The 18,348-nt window shown below is 37.9% G+C and carries 15 protein-coding genes; 5 read left to right on the top strand and 10 right to left on the bottom strand.

All coding sequences use genetic code 11. From position 1 onward, the window contains the following. Positions 1-95: 95 nt before the first annotated feature. The 4 genes from OFO00_RS00460 to OFO00_RS00445 form a co-directional block, all read right to left on the bottom strand. On the bottom strand, positions 96-2,264 hold the full coding sequence (locus tag OFO00_RS00460) for a heavy metal translocating P-type ATPase (protein ID WP_270864449.1): 2,169 nt from the start codon (positions 2,262-2,264) through the stop codon (positions 96-98). A 6-nt stretch (positions 2,265-2,270) separates the two neighbouring features. Continuing rightward, the gene (locus OFO00_RS00455) at positions 2,271-2,480 is read right to left on the bottom strand and encodes a heavy-metal-associated domain-containing protein (protein ID WP_442867897.1); all 210 of its coding nucleotides are present in this window, start codon (positions 2,478-2,480) and stop codon (positions 2,271-2,273) included. Between the two features lie 64 nt (positions 2,481-2,544). Continuing rightward, on the bottom strand, positions 2,545-5,271 hold the full coding sequence (locus OFO00_RS00450) for a DEAD/DEAH box helicase family protein (RefSeq protein WP_270864448.1): 2,727 nt from the start codon (positions 5,269-5,271) through the stop codon (positions 2,545-2,547). Beyond that, positions 5,265-7,691, bottom strand: coding sequence for a site-specific DNA-methyltransferase (locus OFO00_RS00445; RefSeq protein ID WP_270864447.1), 2,427 nt, complete (start codon positions 7,689-7,691; stop codon positions 5,265-5,267). The genes OFO00_RS00450 and OFO00_RS00445 overlap by 7 nt, the downstream gene beginning before the upstream one ends. A 198-nt stretch (positions 7,692-7,889) precedes the next feature. Here OFO00_RS00445 and OFO00_RS00440 point away from each other — a divergent pair, with 198 nt between their 5' ends. Genes OFO00_RS00440 through OFO00_RS00425 form a run of 4 tightly spaced genes read left to right on the top strand, consistent with a single transcriptional unit; the run spans position 7,890 to position 10,459 of the window. After that, complete coding sequence (locus OFO00_RS00440) at positions 7,890-8,627, top strand: YebC/PmpR family DNA-binding transcriptional regulator (protein ID WP_270864446.1); 738 nt, start codon at positions 7,890-7,892, stop codon at positions 8,625-8,627. Positions 8,628-8,636: 9 nt separating this feature from the next. After that, positions 8,637-9,125 carry a peptidylprolyl isomerase gene (locus tag OFO00_RS00435; RefSeq protein WP_270864445.1) on the top strand — a complete coding sequence of 163 codons (489 nt, stop codon included), beginning with the start codon at positions 8,637-8,639 and terminating at the stop codon, positions 9,123-9,125. Further along, entirely contained in the window at positions 9,126-9,482 is a 357-nt protein-coding gene (gene acpS / locus OFO00_RS00430) for a holo-ACP synthase (protein ID WP_270864444.1), read from the top strand. Further along, a complete protein-coding gene (locus OFO00_RS00425; RefSeq protein ID WP_270864443.1) occupies positions 9,479-10,459 on the top strand; it encodes a DUF3137 domain-containing protein in 981 nt (326 codons plus the stop codon). Before acpS ends, OFO00_RS00425 begins: the two co-directional genes overlap by 4 nt. On the opposite strand, the gene OFO00_RS00420 is transcribed toward OFO00_RS00425, so the two are convergent. From OFO00_RS00420 to hcp, 3 genes are all read right to left on the bottom strand, one after another. Then, on the bottom strand, positions 10,453-11,544 hold the full coding sequence (locus tag OFO00_RS00420; RefSeq protein ID WP_333721406.1) for an AI-2E family transporter: 1,092 nt from the start codon (positions 11,542-11,544) through the stop codon (positions 10,453-10,455). The genes OFO00_RS00425 and OFO00_RS00420 overlap by 7 nt on opposite strands. A gap of 689 nt (positions 11,545-12,233) precedes the next feature. Then, positions 12,234-12,725: an EexN family lipoprotein gene (locus OFO00_RS00415; RefSeq protein ID WP_270864441.1), complete on the bottom strand. Its 492-nt coding sequence runs from the start codon at positions 12,723-12,725 to the stop codon at positions 12,234-12,236. Positions 12,726-12,823: 98 nt separating this feature from the next. Further along, complete coding sequence (gene hcp / locus OFO00_RS00410) at positions 12,824-14,455, bottom strand: hydroxylamine reductase (protein WP_270864440.1); 1,632 nt, start codon at positions 14,453-14,455, stop codon at positions 12,824-12,826. Between the two features lie 90 nt (positions 14,456-14,545). Here hcp and OFO00_RS00405 point away from each other — a divergent pair, with 90 nt between their 5' ends. Continuing rightward, on the top strand, positions 14,546-15,196 hold the full coding sequence (locus OFO00_RS00405) for a Crp/Fnr family transcriptional regulator (protein ID WP_270864439.1): 651 nt from the start codon (positions 14,546-14,548) through the stop codon (positions 15,194-15,196). A 298-nt stretch (positions 15,197-15,494) separates the two neighbouring features. On the opposite strand, the gene OFO00_RS00400 is transcribed toward OFO00_RS00405, so the two are convergent. The 3 genes from OFO00_RS00400 to ruvB all read right to left on the bottom strand — a co-directional run bounded on the left by OFO00_RS00400 (position 15,495) and on the right by ruvB (position 18,340). Then, a complete protein-coding gene (locus tag OFO00_RS00400; RefSeq protein ID WP_270864438.1) occupies positions 15,495-16,880 on the bottom strand; it encodes a phosphoethanolamine transferase in 1,386 nt (461 codons plus the stop codon). A gap of 113 nt (positions 16,881-16,993) precedes the next feature. After that, positions 16,994-17,242 (bottom strand): hypothetical protein, encoded by a 249-nt coding sequence (locus OFO00_RS00395; protein WP_270864437.1) that lies wholly within the window; start codon positions 17,240-17,242, stop codon positions 16,994-16,996. Positions 17,243-17,326: 84 nt separating this feature from the next. After that, positions 17,327-18,340, bottom strand: coding sequence for a Holliday junction branch migration DNA helicase RuvB (gene ruvB, locus OFO00_RS00390; protein WP_270864436.1), 1,014 nt, complete (start codon positions 18,338-18,340; stop codon positions 17,327-17,329). Positions 18,341-18,348: the final 8 nt, after the last annotated feature.

Here is an 18,348-nt window from a genome sequence, read left to right as displayed (position 1 = left end):
ACCCTGCATTTAATTCGCACGCAAAAGCGCTATTTGCGCCTTTTGCGCTGTGCGAGATTTTTCCTGTAAAATCTTAGAAGTGCTTAAATTTATTTCTAAATTTTCGCAAATTTTAGACGGATTGAATTTAGCACTACGGTTACCGAGCTAAAACACATTGCAGCTGCGCCAAACATCGGTTTTAACAAGACACCCCATAAAGGATATAAAATTCCAGCCGCCACAGGTATGCAGATGAGATTGTAAAAAAACGCCCAAAAAAGGTTTTGTTTTATCGTCGTCATGGTTTTTTGCGACAAATTTATCAAATAAGCCAAATTTCGCAAGTCATTTTTGATAAAGATTATATCTCCTGCGCCTTTGGCGATGTCGCTGCCTGAGTTCATCGCGACGCCTATATCTGCGGTTTTAAGAGACGGAGCGTCGTTTATGCCGTCCCCTACAAAAAGGACTTTTTCGCTGTTTTTTAAATTTGCGATAAATTCATATTTTTGACTTGGCAAAACTTCGCTTATGATCTCATCTACGCCTAAACTTTTGCCGATGAAATTTGCTGTTTTGGCGTTGTCGCCTGTTAGCATTATGGTTTTTATGCCTTGATTTTTGAGTGTTTTTATACACTCACTCGCTTCATCGCGCAAAATGTCGCTAAGCGCCACAAAACCCACGAATTTGGCATATATAGCCACAAAAATCACGCCAAAGCCATCGCACAAAAATTCGTCTGCATTTTTTGGAATCTCAAATTCCACGCCGTTTTCATTTAAAAGCTCTTTATTTCCCGCTAGTAGCGTAAATTCGGCGTTTTGCGCCTTTATGCCTCGCCCTAGCAGGCTCTCAAATTCCCCGTCAAATTTAGCAAATTTAAGCCCTTTTTCTTTTGCAAATTTCACAATAGCTTTTGAAATCGGGTGTTCGCTAAGCATTTGCGCACTAGCGATTAGCCCTAGATTTTCATCGCTTAAATTTGTAAAATTCACCGAAATTTCGCCCCTGCTTAGTGTGCCTGTTTTGTCAAAAACGGCGATTTTCGTATTTTTTAGTATTTCTAAAACTTCCGGGTTTTTTACCAAAACGCCGTTTTTAGCGGCATTTGAAATAGCGCAAACTATCGCAATGGGCGTAGCCAAACCCAAAGCGCAAGGGCAAGAGATAATCAAAACGCAAATCGCGCAAAGCAAGCCGATATGGGCTTTTCCTGCGATTAGCCAAATCACAAACACGCAAACGGCGATAAAAATCACGCTTGGCACAAAGATATTTGCGATTTTATCGGCAAAGCGAGAAATCGGCATTTTTTTGCTTCCTGCTTCGCTGAGTAAATTTTTGATTTCAGCCAAAACGCTTTGGTGCGAAAATTTGGTGATTTCCACCTGTAAAATTCCCTCTACACTCACGCACCCCGCATTTACTGTGTCGCCTGCATTTTTAAAAACGGCTAAACTCTCGCCGGTTATCAGGCTAGTATCGATTTCGGCTTCGCCACTTATAACCACGCCATCGCCCGGGATTTGTGCGCCGTTTTTGACTAAAACTTTATCGCCGGGTTTTAGTTCGTTAGCCAAAATTTCGCTTGTCGTGCCGTCTGGGTTGATCAAAATCGCCTTTTTTGGGCTTAAATCTATGAGTTTTTTAATATAATCATTAGCTTTTAGTTTGCTTCGCTCTTCAAGGTATTTTCCTAGCAATATGAAAGCAATTATCATCGCTGATGAGCTAAAATACAAATTCGCCCACTGGCTTTCGCCCTTAAAATGGACGAAAATCGCGCTTCCTAGCGAATACAAATACGCCGCAGACGAGCCAAGAGAGACTAGCACATTCATATCGTAGTTTTTGTTTTTTAGCGACCCGTAGGCATGGTAAAAAAAGTTTTTGCCACAAAAGCCAAGCACAACTGCACCCAAAATCGCGCAAAATAGGGCTTTTACGGCGAAGCTGAAATTTGATTTCATTTCGATTAGCATTATAAAAGACGCTAAAATCACGGCTAAAACGAATTTAAAAAGCATATTTTTTAAATTTTGCGCCTTTTTGGCTTCCAGTTCTTCGTAGTTTGTGGCGATTTCATAGCCTAGTTTTGTGATTTTTGCTTTTACAGCGTCTAGCACGGCTTCATCTGCCACTTCAAACTCGCCGACCCCAGCCGTGAAGCTCACATTTACGCTTTCTACGCCCTCAATCTTGCGCGTAACTCGCTCGATTGCGTTCGAGCAATTCACGCAGGTCATTCCGACTATGTTTAGGTTAAATTTTTGTGACATTTGCGATTAAATTTTGGTTGCGCTAAATCCCAAATCGTCCATTTCGCTAAGAAATTTTTCCACCTCATCTACGCTTAAATTTACACTTACGACCTTGTTTTCTACATCGACGCTAATCTCGCCAAACTCCTCAGCTAAGGCGTTTTTGATAGTGTTTGCGCAGCCGTTGCACATGATTTTTGGTGCGCTAAATTTCATAGTTTGTTTAAAAGACATTTTCGCTCCTTGAAAAAAATTTTTACTGATTATAGTTTAATAAAATTAAATTTTGATAACAATTTTAAAAAAATATCTTTTCAATCTCGTCTTTTCCTATCCAGTAATTTTCATATTCGTCAGCGATGTCCGTGTCTTTCACATTTACCAAAAATAATTTCACTCTATCGTGCGAATTATCTTTTCCAAAAATTTCTTTAAATCCGTCTATTTTAAGGTAGCCTTGTATATGCTCTGTGCCTTTTGGATCGACAAAAACGATTTTTTGTTCGCCGTCATAAGGCTGCAACCAAAAGATAAAATCAGGGCAAAATTTATGCTCATCTGCATTGTTTATATATGGCACAAAAATATCATCTACATTTTCTACAAGCTTACTAAAATACCACCACTCATATTTTTCATCAAATTTATGACAAATTTTTTCTAACTCGTCTAAAAATGTGATTTCGCTTGGCACTTTTACGATATGCCCCAAATCGCTATCGCCTGAGATTAACGGATTATAATAATGCCTTTGCAAATAGCGATATTTTACAGCTTTTATACTTTTTGTGGATTTTGTCGAAAGGCTAAGCTCTACAAACGCCTTTATTTCGTCTTTTTTCTCAGAATTTACACGAATTCTTTTATAATGAATTATCTCATTTTTAAGCTCTTTAAATTCACTCAAAATATTTACTTTTGCAACCATTTTTTTGCCAAATTTTTCAACCAAAATTTTCAAATCCTTAAAATGCACATTTTCATCTACGCAAAAACTAGCACTATCATTTGCCAAAACTCTCATTTTTTCATATTTTTCTTTGTCAAAAATTTCATTATTTAACGCAAACAAACTCACGCTTTGATTATTTATCAAATCCCTTAAATTCTGCATATTTTTCGCACTTATATGAATTTTTGAATTTAGATTTTTTAGTTTATTTGTCGGCACAAATTCGTTTTTATAAACAGGTATTAAAAGCTCTTTATCTTTGATATTTTCGTTTAATTCTAACTCTATAAATTCGCCACTTACTTCCTTTTGTTTTTCTTGAAATTCCAAAATTTCCTTAACAGCCTTTTGGTTTGTGGCGATTATAAATGTAGTTTCTAACGCTTTAACGCTATTAAAATCTACTTCAAATTTCATATATTTTGCCCTTTGGCGAGAGCCGTCGAAGCTTTGCACTCGCATACTTCGCCCCATTGACTGGATTACAAATTTTTTCGCAGCACTATCCATACCGATATTTAAAAACGCCACTACATTTGGTCGCACGCTGTCCCAACCCTCGCTAAACATACGCGAACCTAACAAAATATTAATAGAGCTATCATCGATATTTTCAAACATGCTCTCGCTATCGAATTTTTGAGTGATTTTTATGCCAGTTAGTTTTTCTTTTATCCAGCTACTTATATTGCCTATTCGCACGAGTAAAAACGGCTTTTCAGTGGTATCTAGCTTAAAGGCGATTTCATTTTTGTTTTTTGAGCTTATCAAAGCTTCCAAATTTCCGTTTGCTTCGTAAAAAACAGCTTTTTTAAGCTCATTTAAGCTTATTTCGCCCACAGCATCGCTAAAATTTATAAGATCATCATCGCCGTCGCTGATTAGATAATTTTTTGTTTTTAGCTCATTTTTTAGCGCACTTTTCGCACTCTCAAAAAGCTCTAAATTTTCACTTTTTAAAACCAAATTTAGCGTTTTAAAAAATATCTCAGCGTCTGCATTTTCCACGCTTACAGAGTTTGCAAACACCACCATCATCGGCTCGTGATAGCCTTGCGAAATTCCAGCCTTGTATTTTTTACAAAGCGTTAAAAGTAGCAAAGACTGCATTAAGGATTTTATCTTTGCATTTTCGTTTAAATCATCTTTATTGCGAAATTCTTTCAAATTTGCGTCAAGCAACACAGGCTTTTTACCATATCCTTGTTTTACCCACTCGACTTGGTTTAAGTTATAAATCGTCATTGTTATATCTTGTGGAGAAACAAAAGTCGCGCTAAAATTAAACAAAAATCCATTTTGCGATAAAATCGCCATTATATTTTGTCTTTTGCTATCGTTTTTATCGCCTTTGTGTGCTTCATCTAGTATCACATAGTTTTCGCCACCCGCTAAAATTTCTTTGAAATCAAGCTGTTTTTCTTTGCTTTCATCTGTGAGATTATGTGCCAAATACGCAAAAACTTCGATTTCATCGTCAAATTTAAGGCTATTTTGCGATTTTTCTTTTTCGTAGTCTTTTAGACTTTTTACGCTTATTTTTCCGTTATCTTTGAATTCGTTGTAAATTTCCACTTCGCTTTTAAAACTTTCTAGCAAACTCTCACTTGCCGTGAAAAAGTAGATATTTTTTTTCGGTATTAGCTCACTTTTCATCGCCAAATTTAAAAGCTCGATTAGTTTTATGATGATTATAGTTTTACCGCTTCCCATCGTCATCCAAAAGCACATTTGATTTATCAAATTTGCAAATTCCAGCCTTTTATTTCGCACTTCGTAAAAATCATTTAAAAATGATTTTTCATCTACCTTTAAATCCAAATTTTCAAAAATTTTAAATCTATAAATTTCGTTAAAAAGCCTTTTTTTATCGCCGTTGCATTCATTGAAATAAAAATTTAGCAGCCTAAAAGCATTTTTTAAAGCGCAAATTTGATAATCATACATTTTTTTATTTTCGCTAAAACTCTCAAAGTCAAACTCCGCGCTAAATTCGCCAAGTTCGCTTTCTACGAAATTTTGCAAAACACAACCAAGCCTTATTTTTTCATCACTAAAAAGATTTTTTACCATATCAAATGCCTTTTTATGAGTTTTAGCAAATTCTCTTTTTTGCCACTCTCAAAAATCACTTCATTATCTTTTATCTCTTTAACTTTTAGTTTTGTGGCGTTTTGAATACTCTCTTTCAAATCGATATTTTCATAAATTTTATCTATTTTTAGGTTCAAATTTTCATCCACTGCATAACTTAACTTTTCATCGAACAAAAACGCATCAAATTCGCCAAAAGCGTTTTTGATAATCTCATCAGGCATATCTTTTAAAACGATTTTTTCTAAAATTTGTTCATATCGTTCTAACTCGTAGTATTTTACCACGCCACCGCCTTTATAGTCGCACTCTTTTGAAATTCCACACTCAAAACCACCGATTGCCTTTTTAATGCGTGGGATTATCACACTTTCAAAATGTTCACCCATTTCTATACCGATAAATTTGCGATTTAACTTTAACGCCGCTGTTACAGTCGTGCCACTACCACTGAAAAAGTCCATTACGATTGAGTTTTCGTTGCTACTTGCTTTGATTATCCTTTGAAGCAGAGCTTCTGGTTTTTGGGTAAGGTTTATATTGCTTTCTATTCTTTCTGTTGCCATGGGATTAACAATCGGTATGTCTAGCCAAATATTTGGTATTTCTTGTCCTTCATATTCGTCCAAAAATATTTTTCTATAAATCCTTGAATTTTCATCTTTTGGAATAAGTAATTCACCATTTTCAAAAAATTCTTGCATTTTTTCTTTTGAATATAACCAACCATTTTTTGGCGGTTGTATCCCTTGAAATTCGTATTTTAAATTTGGTCTATATAAAGAATTTACTAATGGCGACTTCATATATTTTCTACCATCGCCATCATCAAACTTAAATCGCTCTTTAATATATTTTTGTGTATTTTCATCATTAAGTGATTTTTGCGTATAAAAAATAGGATTATCGCTTTTTGAATATAATAAAAGTGTATCAATAACTATCCCAAAATAATTATCACCAAAAGAAGTTGCTTGTTTTCTACGCCAAATAATCTCATTTCTAAAATTCTCTTTTCCAAAAATTTGATTTAATAAAATTCTCCCGTAGTAGTTTGCATTGTGGTCAAGGTGCAGATAAAAGCTTCCATTTTCACTTAAAAATTCTTTCGCTAAATTTAGTCGATTTTCCATTAAGGTTAGCCAAGTGCTATCTTGAAATTTATCGATATAAGCAAAATCAGACCCTGTATTAAACGGCGGGTCGATATAAATCAAATCAACGCTATTTTTAAAGCGTGGTAAAATGGTGTTTAGGGCTTGAAAATTTTCACTTTTTATAAGTGTTCCGTTTAGTTCGCTATCACTAAAAAGCGAAAAAATTTCATCTTTTAAATCGCTAAAATGCTTCGTATCAAGTGGCAAATTTTCATTTTCAAATAGCCCGTCAGTGGTCGCTAAACCAAATTCCACCCACTCAGCTTTTTGTGCGTCAAAATTTTTGTGATTTGTGATTTTTGAAATGTCATAGTTTTTGCTTTTTAACAAATTTAAACTCACAATCAAGTTTGAATTTAGCACAAATCGTGGTTTGAGCCAAATTTTTAAGAGCTCATTTTCGAAATTTGATACAAATTTTATTAAGCTATTTGCGATTTCTTTAAAGTCAGTTATTTGCTTTATTCTAACTTCGTTAAAATCAGCATTTTGCGAAAACATATACTGATAAATCCACAAATCAAGCTCGGATTTTAAAAACTGCTCTGCGTTTTTGTTTATGAAAAAATCCACGCTTGATTGTTTACTAAAAACCTTTATCGCACCTTCTAGTTCGTTTTCGCTAACTTCAAAATTTACATTTTTTGCGAATTTTAAAATTTCATCTATTTTGGTTTTTCGCCCTTTTTGCGAGTAACTTACGCTTAAAAAAAGTTTTTCTGAATTTGAAGTGAAATTTTGCAAATTTGAAGCGATTTTTAATGCTTGTTCGTTTGTGTCGCTTGAAAGTTTTACGCTTCCGCTCTCATCAACGCTTAAATTTGCCATAAATTCGTCTGCCATAAACGGCGAAAATACAAGCTCAGCCTTTTGGTTTGCGATTTTTTCTTTTAAATCATAGGTTAAAAAGCAAATTTCTTTTGGTTTAGTCGTATCAAGGCTGATATTTAGGCTAAAATCGCTATAAATTTTGTCGCTTTTTACATAATAAAGCATATTTGTTTTATAAAAAAGCTCCGTGTCCTTGCTACCGATTTTTTCGTAAGTTTTGGTGTAAATGTTATAAAAAAGTGGAGTTTGTGTGTAAAAAATACTTCCTGTGGGACTAAAATATCTGTGGAAAAAGTCATAAAGTTTATCGTAAATTTCAGCCTTAAATTCAGCATTTTTGGCTGATTTTTCGTCTATTTGAGCCTTAAATTCGTTTATAAATTTCTTAAAATACTCACTTTTTGATTTCAAAAGGCGCGTAAGCCCCCCCCCCGTTGCCGATTTTAACATCGCCGATGAAAATATTTTCTAAAATTTCGTAAAATCTTTTTTCGCTTTGTGCCATTTTTAAGCCTTTAAATTTGAAAAATTAATCTTGGATTATATAAAATTTTAAATCAATTTCTGATAAAATTATCAGTTTTTAAATTTAAATTTACAAGGATTTTCATGGGAAGAGCGTTTGAGTATAGACGAGCTTCAAAAGAAGCTAGATGGGGAAAGATGAGCAAACTTTTTCCAAAACTCGGCAAAGCAATCACAATGGCAGCCAAAGAAGGCGGTAGCGACCCTGATATGAACCCAAAACTTCGCACCGCGATCGCCACAGCTAGGGCGCAAAATATGCCAAAAGACAATATCGACGCAGCGATTAAACGCGCAAGTGGTAAAGACAGCGTGGATATAAAAACTATCCACTACGACGGCAAAGCCCCACACGGCGCACTTGTCATCGTCGAGTGTGCCACAGATAACCCTACACGCACGGTTGCAAATATAAAATCGATTTTCAACAAAGCAAAAGGTGAGTTTTTGCCAAGCGGAAGTTTAAAATTTATGTTTTCCAGAAAAGCAGTTTTTGAGACGAAATTCCCAGACGGCGCAGATATCGAGGAGCTAGAACTCGAACTAATCGACTTTGGATTAAGCGAAATCGAGGTAAATGAGTTTGAAAACGACAAAGGCGAGAGCGAAAAAACGCTAATAATTTATGGCGAATACGAAAATTTCGGCACTCTAAATGAGGGTATCGAAAAGCTAGGTTTGGAGCTAATTAGCGGAAATCTAAAATTCATCGCCAACGACAAACACGAATTCAGCGACGAGCAAATCGCCGATATCGACGCGCTACTAGACCGCCTCGAAGACGACGACGATGTGCAAGCAATATATACAAATATCGAATAAGGAGCAAAAATGGAAGAGTTAAAAGTCTATGAAATCGACGAAAGCGCGCTATCGAAGCTAAATTTCGCCATAATCCACACAGACAAAGGCGACATGACACTAGAATTATACGCAGATGAAGCGCCTCAGGCTGTGACAAATTTCGCCACACTTGCAAACTCAGGCTTTTATAAGGGGCTAAATTTCCACCGCGTTATCCCAAATTTCGTAATCCAAGGCGGCTGCCCTTACGGCACTGGCACAGGCGGTCCTGGCTGGCGCATAAACTGCGAGTGCGTAGGTCAAAAACACCGCCACGAGCGTGGTTCGCTAAGCATGGCGCATGCTGGACGCAACACAGGCGGAAGCCAGTTTTTCGTCTGCCACAGCGCGCAACCGCACCTTGACGGCGTGCATACTGTATTTGGCAAGGTCGTGGATAATGCAGGATTAGCCGTGCTTGACGCGATTAGAGCCGGCGATAAAATCCTAGATATCGAGATCAAAGAAACTTTATAAATGCTAAAAATCGGCACGGATATTACCCAAATTTCCCGTATCGTAAGACTTCGCGAAAAATACGGCGCGAAGTTTTTGTGCAAAATTTTGCGCAAGAGCGAGCGGGAAATTTTCGTGCGCGATGAGAGTATCGCTGGGGCGTATGCCGCCAAAGAAGCCCTATCTAAGGCGCTTGGCGTGGGTATTGGAGCGAAATTTAGCTTCAAAGACGCCAAAATTTACAAAGACAAATTTGGCGCGCCAAATTTTAAATTCACAAAAAAACTAAAAAAGAAATTCCGCATAAAAGCTTCGTCGCTTTCGATTACGCACGATAACGGCGTCGCGATTGCCGTAGTAGCAATAAACACAAAATGAAAGCTATTTTAGAGCTTATTGTATGGCTTTGCAAAGCGATAGAATTCGAACTTGATATATTTTCTATCATCAAAAATAATCGCCCAAAATTCGACAAAATTTGGCTAAAAGAGGACTTTGGCGAGGTCTTACGAGCCACTCGCAAAGCGCACAAAAAATGCCAAAAACTCCTTGCAATGGAGTTTTGCTTTTGGCTTTTTACCTGCATAATCGGTCCTTTTTCAACCTTTTATTTCAGTGAAGTCTTCCCAAAAAACTCACTCATATTCGCCGCAATTTTCCCTGTGTTAATTTTTTTATCGTGCGTGCATTTTTGCAGAGCAGAAGTGTTTTTTGGTGATTACAAGGAAATTTTCAAGCAAAATTTCATCAATCAAATCGTAAAAGATATAAACCCAAATTTTAGCTACCGACACGCAAAAATCAACATAACCAACTCGGGCGTTTATCGGTATGATTACACGATGAAGGAAGATTTCATCAGTGGCGAATACAAGGGTGTGAAGTTTGAGCTTGCCGAATTTTGCAAAGATAACACATATACTAGCCTAAAAGGGGCAATTTTTATGTGCGAATTTTACAAAGATTTTAAATTTAATCTAAAAATCGAAAATAAAAAAATCAAACTTTTTCACAACGGCGAAATTTTGGATAATGTCGAATTCAACGATATTTTCACAGTATCTGCCACCGATAAAATCGAAACACGCTATCTACTAAGCCTAAGCTTCATGGAAAGATTAACCCAAATTGCCAAAAATCCCAATTTTGGCATTGTAAGCTCCGCATTTAGCGAGAATAAATTTTATGTTTTTATGGAAAACGGCAAAGATTTATTCGAGCCATATATTTTATACACCCCAGATTTCGACCTTGCCAAATACTACAAAAGCGAAATTTTAGCCTTGCTTTGCATAATCGATGAGCTAAATTTAACGCTAAATATCTATCCTAAAAATCGCAAATTTAATCACTGAAAATCTGCGCTTTTGAGATAATCATACAGGCTTAGCACGCTTAAAAACAGCGTCAGTATCGCAGGGCCTAGTATCACACCCCAAAACCCAAAGGTCGAAATCCCAGCTAGCATTGAGAAAAAGATTAAAATTTCGTTGATTTTGGCAGGATTTTTGACAAGGCGCGAGTTGATAAATTTAATCACAAGTGGCTTTACAAAGCTATCAGCAATCGTCGAAATCATCACCACACAATAAATCAAAATGATAAGCGCACCGCTCGTCGAACCCCCGATAAAGACGATTAGCGCGGTAGGCACATACACGAGCGCACCACCAATCGCAGGGATTAGCGAGCAAAATCCAAAAATCACGCCCATTAGCACAGGGTCAAATCCGTAGCTTCCAGCAATCACCGAAAACAAAAGCCCTTGCAAAACGGCGTTAAAAATCGTCGAGTATAGCACCACGCTCATGGTGTTTGCGGTCTCTGCGAAGATATAATCAAGCTGCTCGGCTTTGACGGGGACGATTTTTTTGATAAAGCCCGCAATATCGGCGCCGTAAAGGTATGAAAAAAAGCAAAAAATGATGATTAGCACCATATCAGCGATAAATTTTAGGCTCGATTTGCCCGCCACAGAAAAGTATGAAAACGCCTGTTTCGCGGTGGCTGCGATGTCTAGATTGCCCAAAAATTCCTTGATTTGCGCCTCAAATCCATTTAGTGCCTTTGGGAGCTGAATATCCATATTTTTGGCGTTTTCGACCATTAAATTTAGGCTAGAAATGTCAAAATGCGCGATATTTTTCGTGATCTGCGTACCAGCATAGATAAATGGCACAAACAGCACCACACACAGCACCAGCGTCGTCAGAAGCGAGCCTAGGACCTTTTTGCCACGCACAAATGAGAGGATTTTGACATGCAAACCAGATGTCGAAATCGAAATCAAAACCCCAATCGCAATCGCCAGCAAAAACGGCGAAAACAGATAAATCACGCAACAAAACAGAAATAAAATTATGCCGATGAAAAAAATCTTGCTCGTTTTTGCGTTTTTCGCCCTAGCTTTGCCTAGCGGTTCGCCCTTAGAATCGACGATATTAGGGCGTGAATGTGAAAGCGCGTCTAAATTTTCGTTATTTGCCAAATTTTATCCTTTAAATTTCAAAAGGGGTATTTTATAAATTTAATTTTTAAATTTCAAATTTTACGCCAAATTCTTTCAAATTCGCTACCACAGACTATAAATACTGCGCCGAAATTTTATTTGTCAAAATTTTGCTTTTAAGTGTCATTGCGAGCGAAGCGAAGCAATCCAGGGAAATTTAAAGGGGTTTAAAATTTAGAATTTTTGAATTTGCAAAATTTTGGTGCAGTATTTTTAAAATGAAATTTGAAAATTTGAAATTCAAAATTCGACGAAATTCTGCCATTTGCTCTATTTTTGAATTTAAACTTTGTAGATTGCTTCGTCGCAAAAAGCGTCTTGACGCTTTTTTCTGCTCCTCGCAATGACACTTATGGGCGAAATTTGGTTTGATTTGTCATTGCGAGCGAACGAAGTGAGCGTGGCAATCTACGAGCAAAAATTACCAAAACATAAAATCGCTGTCATTGCGAGGAAATGTGAAGCATTGACGAAGCAATCTAGAAAAATTTAAATTTTGCTAAAATTTTAAAATTCTTTGGAATTTTTGTAGATTGCTTCGTCGCAATGACATTTAAACAAAATTTAAAAATTTCGGCGCAGTATTGCGAATTTGCGATAGCGAAATTTTAAAATTTTGCCTATTTTACAATGATTTTAGCCGAATTTGCCACTGAAATTTCGCCCTGTCTAAACTCATTATAAATCACGGCGCAAAACTCATCATCTCGGTTTATCACAAGCCACATTTCATCTCCACTTTTGCGCTCAAACTCCGCACAAACCACGCTTCCCACACGCAAAGGAAGCGAGACGCCACTCATAGAAGATGGCGCGCCAAACTCGCCCTGCGCTATATAATGCGTGGTGAAATCCTGCACAATTGCTCCTATGCTAAGCTTGGCACGATTTGCTTCTAAATCCATTTTCGCCGCCACTTGCGAAAGCGCCGTGCTCGCGTTTGCACACTCTTTGGCTGTTTTTTTGGATTTGTTTTTTATGTCTTTGCACTGCGCTACTCGCTCTTTGGCTGCGCTTAAATTTGCCCTGTAATAATCCACGCTTTTTTCGCTTTCGCAGCCTAAAAAAACGGCGCAAAACGCCACAATAGCGCAAAATTTTATAAATTTCATTTTTAGCCTTTTTGTGAAATTTGAAGAAAGATTATAGCGAATTTGGGGTTAAAATTTGCTCGCCAAAACGGCGAGCATAAAAGGAGAACTATTATTATTTATCCAACAAGCAATCTCATATCGGCCTCAACCGAGCTAATGCCCGCAATGCCGAAGTTTTCGACCAATACCTTTGCTACATTTGGCGATAAAAACGCTGGAAGTGTAGGTCCAAGGTGGATATTTTTCACGCCAAGATATAAAAGCGCTAAAAGCACGATAACCGCCTTTTGCTCATACCAAGCGATATTAAATGCTAGTGGAAGTTCATTTATATCATTTAGACCGAAAATTTCTTTTAATTTAAGCGCAATTAATGCTAGCGAATAAGAATCATTGCATTGTCCTGCATCTAGCACTCGCGGAATTCCACCTATATCGCCGAGATTTAACTTATTGTATTTGTATTTCGCACAACCTGCGGTTAAAATCACAGTATCTTTTGGCAAAGCTTTTGCAAACTCAGTGTAATACTCCCTAGATTTCGCCCGTCCGTCGCACCCAGCCATGACGACAAATTTACGGATTGCGCCCGATTTTACAGCTTCTACGACCTTATCAGCTAGGGCGAAAACCTGTGCGTGAGCAAAACCGCCTACGATTTTACCACTTTCGATTTGTGTCGGTGGGGCGCAGGTTTTGGCCTGCTCGATTATAGCGCCAAAATCCTTATTTTCGCCGTGTTCGCCCTTAATGTGGGGGCAACCCTCCACGCCCACAGCACCTGTCGTCCAAAGTCTGTGTTTGTAGCTCTCTGGCGGGATTATGACGCAGTTTGTAGTCATCAAAATAGGGCCATTAAATTTCTCAAATTCCTCTTTTTGCTTCCACCACGCATTACCGTAATTTCCGATGAAATTCGGATATTTTTTGAAAAACGGATAATAGTGGGCTGGAAGCATTTCAGAGTGTGTATAGACATCTACGCCACTGCCTTGTGTCTGCTCTAATAGCATTTCAAGGTCTCTTAAATCATGCCCTGAGATTAAAATTCCGGGATTTTTTTCTACGCCTAAATTTACTTCCGAAATTTCAGGATTGCCGTAAGCGCCTGTATTTGCGCTATCTAGCAAAGCCATGCCAGATACGCCAAATTTGCCAGTCTCCATGGCAAGAGCGATTAGCTCATCAATACTTAGGCTATCATCAAGGGTTTTTGCCAAAGCCTCTTGGATAAAAATATCAATGCTCTCATCTTCCTTATTTAGGGCGTTCGCGTGTTTCATATACGCAGCAAGCCCCTTTAATCCATAAGTGGTAAGCTCTCTTAGGCTTCGTTTGTCCTCATCAGCCGTGCTTAAAACTCCGACTTCTCTTGCTTTTTGTGCAAATTCGCTCTCATCTCCCTCCCAAAGGGCAAAGCTTGGCAAATTTGAACAATCGCCTAAATTTGCGATAAGCGATTTTTTCATTTCTAGGGTTTTTTTGATAATTGCGATAATCGCAGGATTATCGAAATTTGCGTTTGTGATAGTAACGAATAAATTCATCGTTACTCTGTGATTTACCTCTTTTGCTACGCTTTTACCCTGCGCCCTTAGCGCACAAGCTACGCTAGAAAGAGCTTTTGTAACCCACACTAGCAGATCTTGCATAGCTGCAACTTCTGGTTTTTTACCACATACGCCACTGACCGTGCAGCCTGTGTTTTTAGCTGTTTCTTGACACTGAAAACAAAACATATTTTCCATAATTTCTCCTTTGAAATTTGAAATTCAAGGCGCATTATAATATAATGCAAAATTAATTTCTGTTGTTATAACAACAAAAAGGCAAAATTTATGAATTTATCCAAAACCATACTTTTTAACGGCATAAGCGAAGATGAGATTGCAGATTTGCTCCCTTGCTTGGAAGCACAAAGGGCGAAATTCGCCAAAGATGAGATAATCTTTCGCTGTGGGGACAGCACTACAAAAATCGGGCTCGTGCTAAGCGGGAGCGTGGATATTGTCGTAAATTTCTTGCGTGGAAATAGCAATATTTTTGGGCGTATTACCAGAGGCGATATATTTGGCGCAAACTACGCCATAAGCGCAAAACCCCTAGAATGCGATGTCGTAAGCGCAGAGCCAAGTGAAATTTTATTTTTAAATTTGCGCAAAATTCTAACTTCTTGTGCCAAAAATTGCCCCTATCATCACAAAATCATCTATAATCTGTTTAAAATTTCAAGCAACAAAAACCTAAATCTCTCAGCCCGTATGATGCACACTGCGCCCAAGACTATACGAGAGAGATTGCTTTCTTATTTTGGTGAGCAAGCACTCAAAAACGCAAGCACCAGCTTTTGTGTGCCGTTTTCTAGGCAGGGGCTGGCTGATTATCTAGGTGTGGATCGAAGCGCAATGTCAAATGAACTTAGCAAAATGGCGAAAGACGGACTAATAAGCTATGATAAAAACGAATTTCGCCTGAATTTTGATATTTGAAATTTTTTAAAATTTGCAAAATTTTGTGTTAAATTTTGCAAATTTAACGCAATTTAATCAAAAAGTCCCCGTTCATCGGGGCTAGTTTCGTATCCCAGGGCCGATTTTGCGCGCACGCTCATAATGCGCCCTTTGGCTGCGCTTAAATTTGCCCTGTAATAATCCACGCTTTTTTGCTTTCGCAACCCAAAAACACTGCGCCTAGTATCGCTAATGCGCAAAAATTTATAAATTTCATAATTTGCCTTTTAAATTATTTTTGAAAAGACATTATAATATTTTTATGCAAAATTTAAAACTATTCTAAAATTTTTCGTTTTCCATGAAGTGTTTTAAAACGACTTTTATTTGCGTCGTAAAATTCGCCGGAAATATCATTATACGGCTCATCGACTGATGATTTTATCCCCATAATGCCACTTATGAAATTAAATATCAAATCATTTGTAAAATACTCGTTTGCATTGGCTTTGATTTGTGCAAATTTTTGCGAATTTAAAGCTATCCAATCATCGCTAAAATACGCAAAAAACGGGATTTGCGCCATATCCATAGTAAAATTTGAGCTATCGTGCTGATGAAGCATATCTTCGCCGTGATCAGCGCAATACACTAATGCCTTGAAATTTGGCATTTTGCGCACCTTTTCGTAAATTTTTTGCACTATGAAATCATTATAAAACACCGCATTGTCGTATTTTGATTCAAATTTTGCAAAATCTTTTGGATACCTTGCTTCGTATTTCCAGTGTGCGCCCATAAGGTGCAAGATAAGAAGCGTTTTATCCCCGAATTTCATCTCATCGATTTTTGGCAAAATTTTCTCATCATACGGCTCTTCTGGGCGATGAAATCTATCTGTGCCTAGCGCAGTGAGCCAAAATTTTTGATTTGCGCTAGCAAAAAGCATAGAAAGTGGCGAGCCATAAATGCCGTGTTTTGCTTGATTTGAGATATATATGGTTTCAAAATTTGCCATTTTTGCCAGTTCTATTAGGCTAATAGCCTTTTCTTGCGGGATTTCATTGTATTGATTTCGCACTGTCATAAACTGATAAAGCACATGAATTGTAAAGCTATGATTTGAAAAGGCATTTGTGAAAAATACCGAGTTGCCTTGCTTTGCAAATTCGCGCAAAAACGGCGTAGTATCGTGCTTGTAACCATACACACTCATGTGATTTTTGTTTTGGCTTTCGCCGATGACAAGGACATAAAGAGCCTTTTCATCGCTAAATTTTAAATTTTTTACGCCACTAATTCGCTCGTTTTCGTTTTGCTTAAATTTGTCTAGGCTTTGCAAAAATTCATTTGCCTTATCTAACGATATGGCATAAATTTGCATTTTTCTAAAATTAAATTTAGTAAAAATATCAAATGCCAAAAGCGCGCATATAGCTACCTTTAATACTGCACTTAAATCAAATTTAACGAAATTTAATCGCTCAAAGTTAGAAAAAATGACAAAATACGACAAAATAAAAAAAGCAATGATTAAGGGCAAATAAAGGTTAAATTTCGTGTTTAGGTATTCTATGGCTTCGCCTGGTTCGCTTTGGAGTATCGCTATAAGCGAGTATTCGTTAAAAACTCCGCCTGTTTGCGAAAAATACACCAGATAAAATGCACTAGGAATTATCATCAAAACAAAGAGTAAAATTCGCGCTATTTTAAATTTAATCAATCTAAAAACTATAAGTAAAACAAATGCCAAAACAGCGAAAAAAGCGAAATTCAGACTAGGACTACGATTTATTAGCAAAGAAGGTGTGGTAAAATTTAAAAACAGCGGAATGCTTATGAGTAAAAAGATAAAGCAAAATTTCTTAAAAAACGCCCTTTCATCGCGCCAAAGCCCCCCCCAATGGCGATGAAAGCACTCACAAAAATCATATCGATTAAGAAAAATTTAACTGCTACTAATCCTATTGGCATGCCCTTAACTAGGACATACGCAAGCGATACAAACAAAATATACGAAAGCGCAAAAAGCACGAAAAAATTAAGTGAATTTACTCGTAAATTTATAAAATTTAAATCTTTCAATCTCCCTCCTTTTACTAAATTTACAATATTTCGCCGTGTGTAACTTACAAAATGCTATTTATTAAATTTATTCGGATTTTAAATTTAATCAAAAAGTCCCCGCTCATCGGGGCTGGTTTCGTATCCCAGAGCCGATTTCGCACGCACGCTCATAATGCGCCCTTTGGCTGTCTTTTCGATATATCCGTTTGCCAGTAAATACGGCTCGATGACATCTTCGATCGTGCCCTCGTCCTCGCTAAGTGCCGCTGCAATGGTGCTTAGCCCCATGGCTCTCTTGCCCGCTTCGCCCAAAATCGCAAGGTATCGCAAATCCATCTCATCAAATCCGAGCTCATTGACCCCAAGCGCGTCCAAACCCTCGTTCGCGCGCTCTTTGGTGATGATTTTCTCGTCTTTGACCTCAGCAAAATCGCGAATTCGCTTCAAAAGCCGAAGCGCGATGCGTGGTGTGCCACGGCTACGGCGCGCGATCTCGCTACTAGCGTCTTTTTCGCACTCTTTTTCGAGTTTGATCGAGGCGATTTTTACGATTTTGGCAAGCTCTTCGGTGGTATAAAACTGCAAGCGAAACTGCATGCCGAAGCGATCTCGCAAAGGCGCAGAAATCATGCCTGCGCGCGTGGTCGCACCGATGAGTGTAAAGTGTGGAATATCGATTTTAATGGTTTGCGCCGCTGGACCTGAGCCGATGATGATATCGAGGCGGAAATCCTCCATCGCAGAATACAGCACCTCCTCGATAGCCGGGGAGAGGCGGTGAATTTCATCGATAAAAAGCACATCGCCCTCTTCGAGATTTGTCAAAATCGCGGCCAAATCGCCACTTTTTTCTATCATCGGAGCGGCGGTTACTTTGATATTAGCTCCCATTTGCGTGGCGATAATGTGCGCAAGCGTGGTCTTGCCAAGCCCTGGTGGCCCATAAAACAGCACATGATCTAGGCACTCGGCGCGCTTTTTGGCGGCCGTGATTGCTATGTTTAGGTTCGATTTGATTTTTTCTTGCCCGATATAATCCTCAAAATTCGCCGGTCTTAGCGAAATTTCCGACGCTTCATCTAGTTTTAATTTTTCTATTTCTACGATTCTGTCCATTAAATTTA

This window comes from Campylobacter sp. VBCF_04 NA7 (assembly GCF_027737405.1).
Lineage (GTDB): Bacteria > Campylobacterota > Campylobacteria > Campylobacterales > Campylobacteraceae > Campylobacter_B.
This window is presented reverse-complemented; position numbering and strand designations above follow the sequence as displayed.

Excerpts from the sequence above, each read along its gene's own strand:
- OFO00_RS00460 (WP_270864449.1), bottom strand. The coding sequence starts at position 2,264 with ATGTCACAAAAATTTAACCTAAACATAGTCGGAATGACCTGCGTGAAT.
- OFO00_RS00455 (WP_442867897.1), bottom strand. The coding sequence starts at position 2,480 with ATGTCTTTTAAACAAACTATGAAATTTAGCGCACCAAAAATCATGTGC.
- OFO00_RS00450 (WP_270864448.1), bottom strand. The coding sequence starts at position 5,271 with ATGGTAAAAAATCTTTTTAGTGATGAAAAAATAAGGCTTGGTTGTGTT.
- OFO00_RS00440 (WP_270864446.1), top strand. The coding sequence starts at position 7,890 with ATGGGAAGAGCGTTTGAGTATAGACGAGCTTCAAAAGAAGCTAGATGG.
- OFO00_RS00435 (WP_270864445.1), top strand. The coding sequence starts at position 8,637 with ATGGAAGAGTTAAAAGTCTATGAAATCGACGAAAGCGCGCTATCGAAG.
- acpS (WP_270864444.1), top strand. The coding sequence starts at position 9,126 with ATGCTAAAAATCGGCACGGATATTACCCAAATTTCCCGTATCGTAAGA.
- OFO00_RS00425 (WP_270864443.1), top strand. The coding sequence starts at position 9,479 with ATGAAAGCTATTTTAGAGCTTATTGTATGGCTTTGCAAAGCGATAGAA.
- OFO00_RS00415 (WP_270864441.1), bottom strand. The coding sequence starts at position 12,725 with ATGAAATTTATAAAATTTTGCGCTATTGTGGCGTTTTGCGCCGTTTTT.
- hcp (WP_270864440.1), bottom strand. The coding sequence starts at position 14,455 with ATGGAAAATATGTTTTGTTTTCAGTGTCAAGAAACAGCTAAAAACACA.
- OFO00_RS00405 (WP_270864439.1), top strand. The coding sequence starts at position 14,546 with ATGAATTTATCCAAAACCATACTTTTTAACGGCATAAGCGAAGATGAG.
- ruvB (WP_270864436.1), bottom strand. The coding sequence starts at position 18,340 with ATGGACAGAATCGTAGAAATAGAAAAATTAAAACTAGATGAAGCGTCG.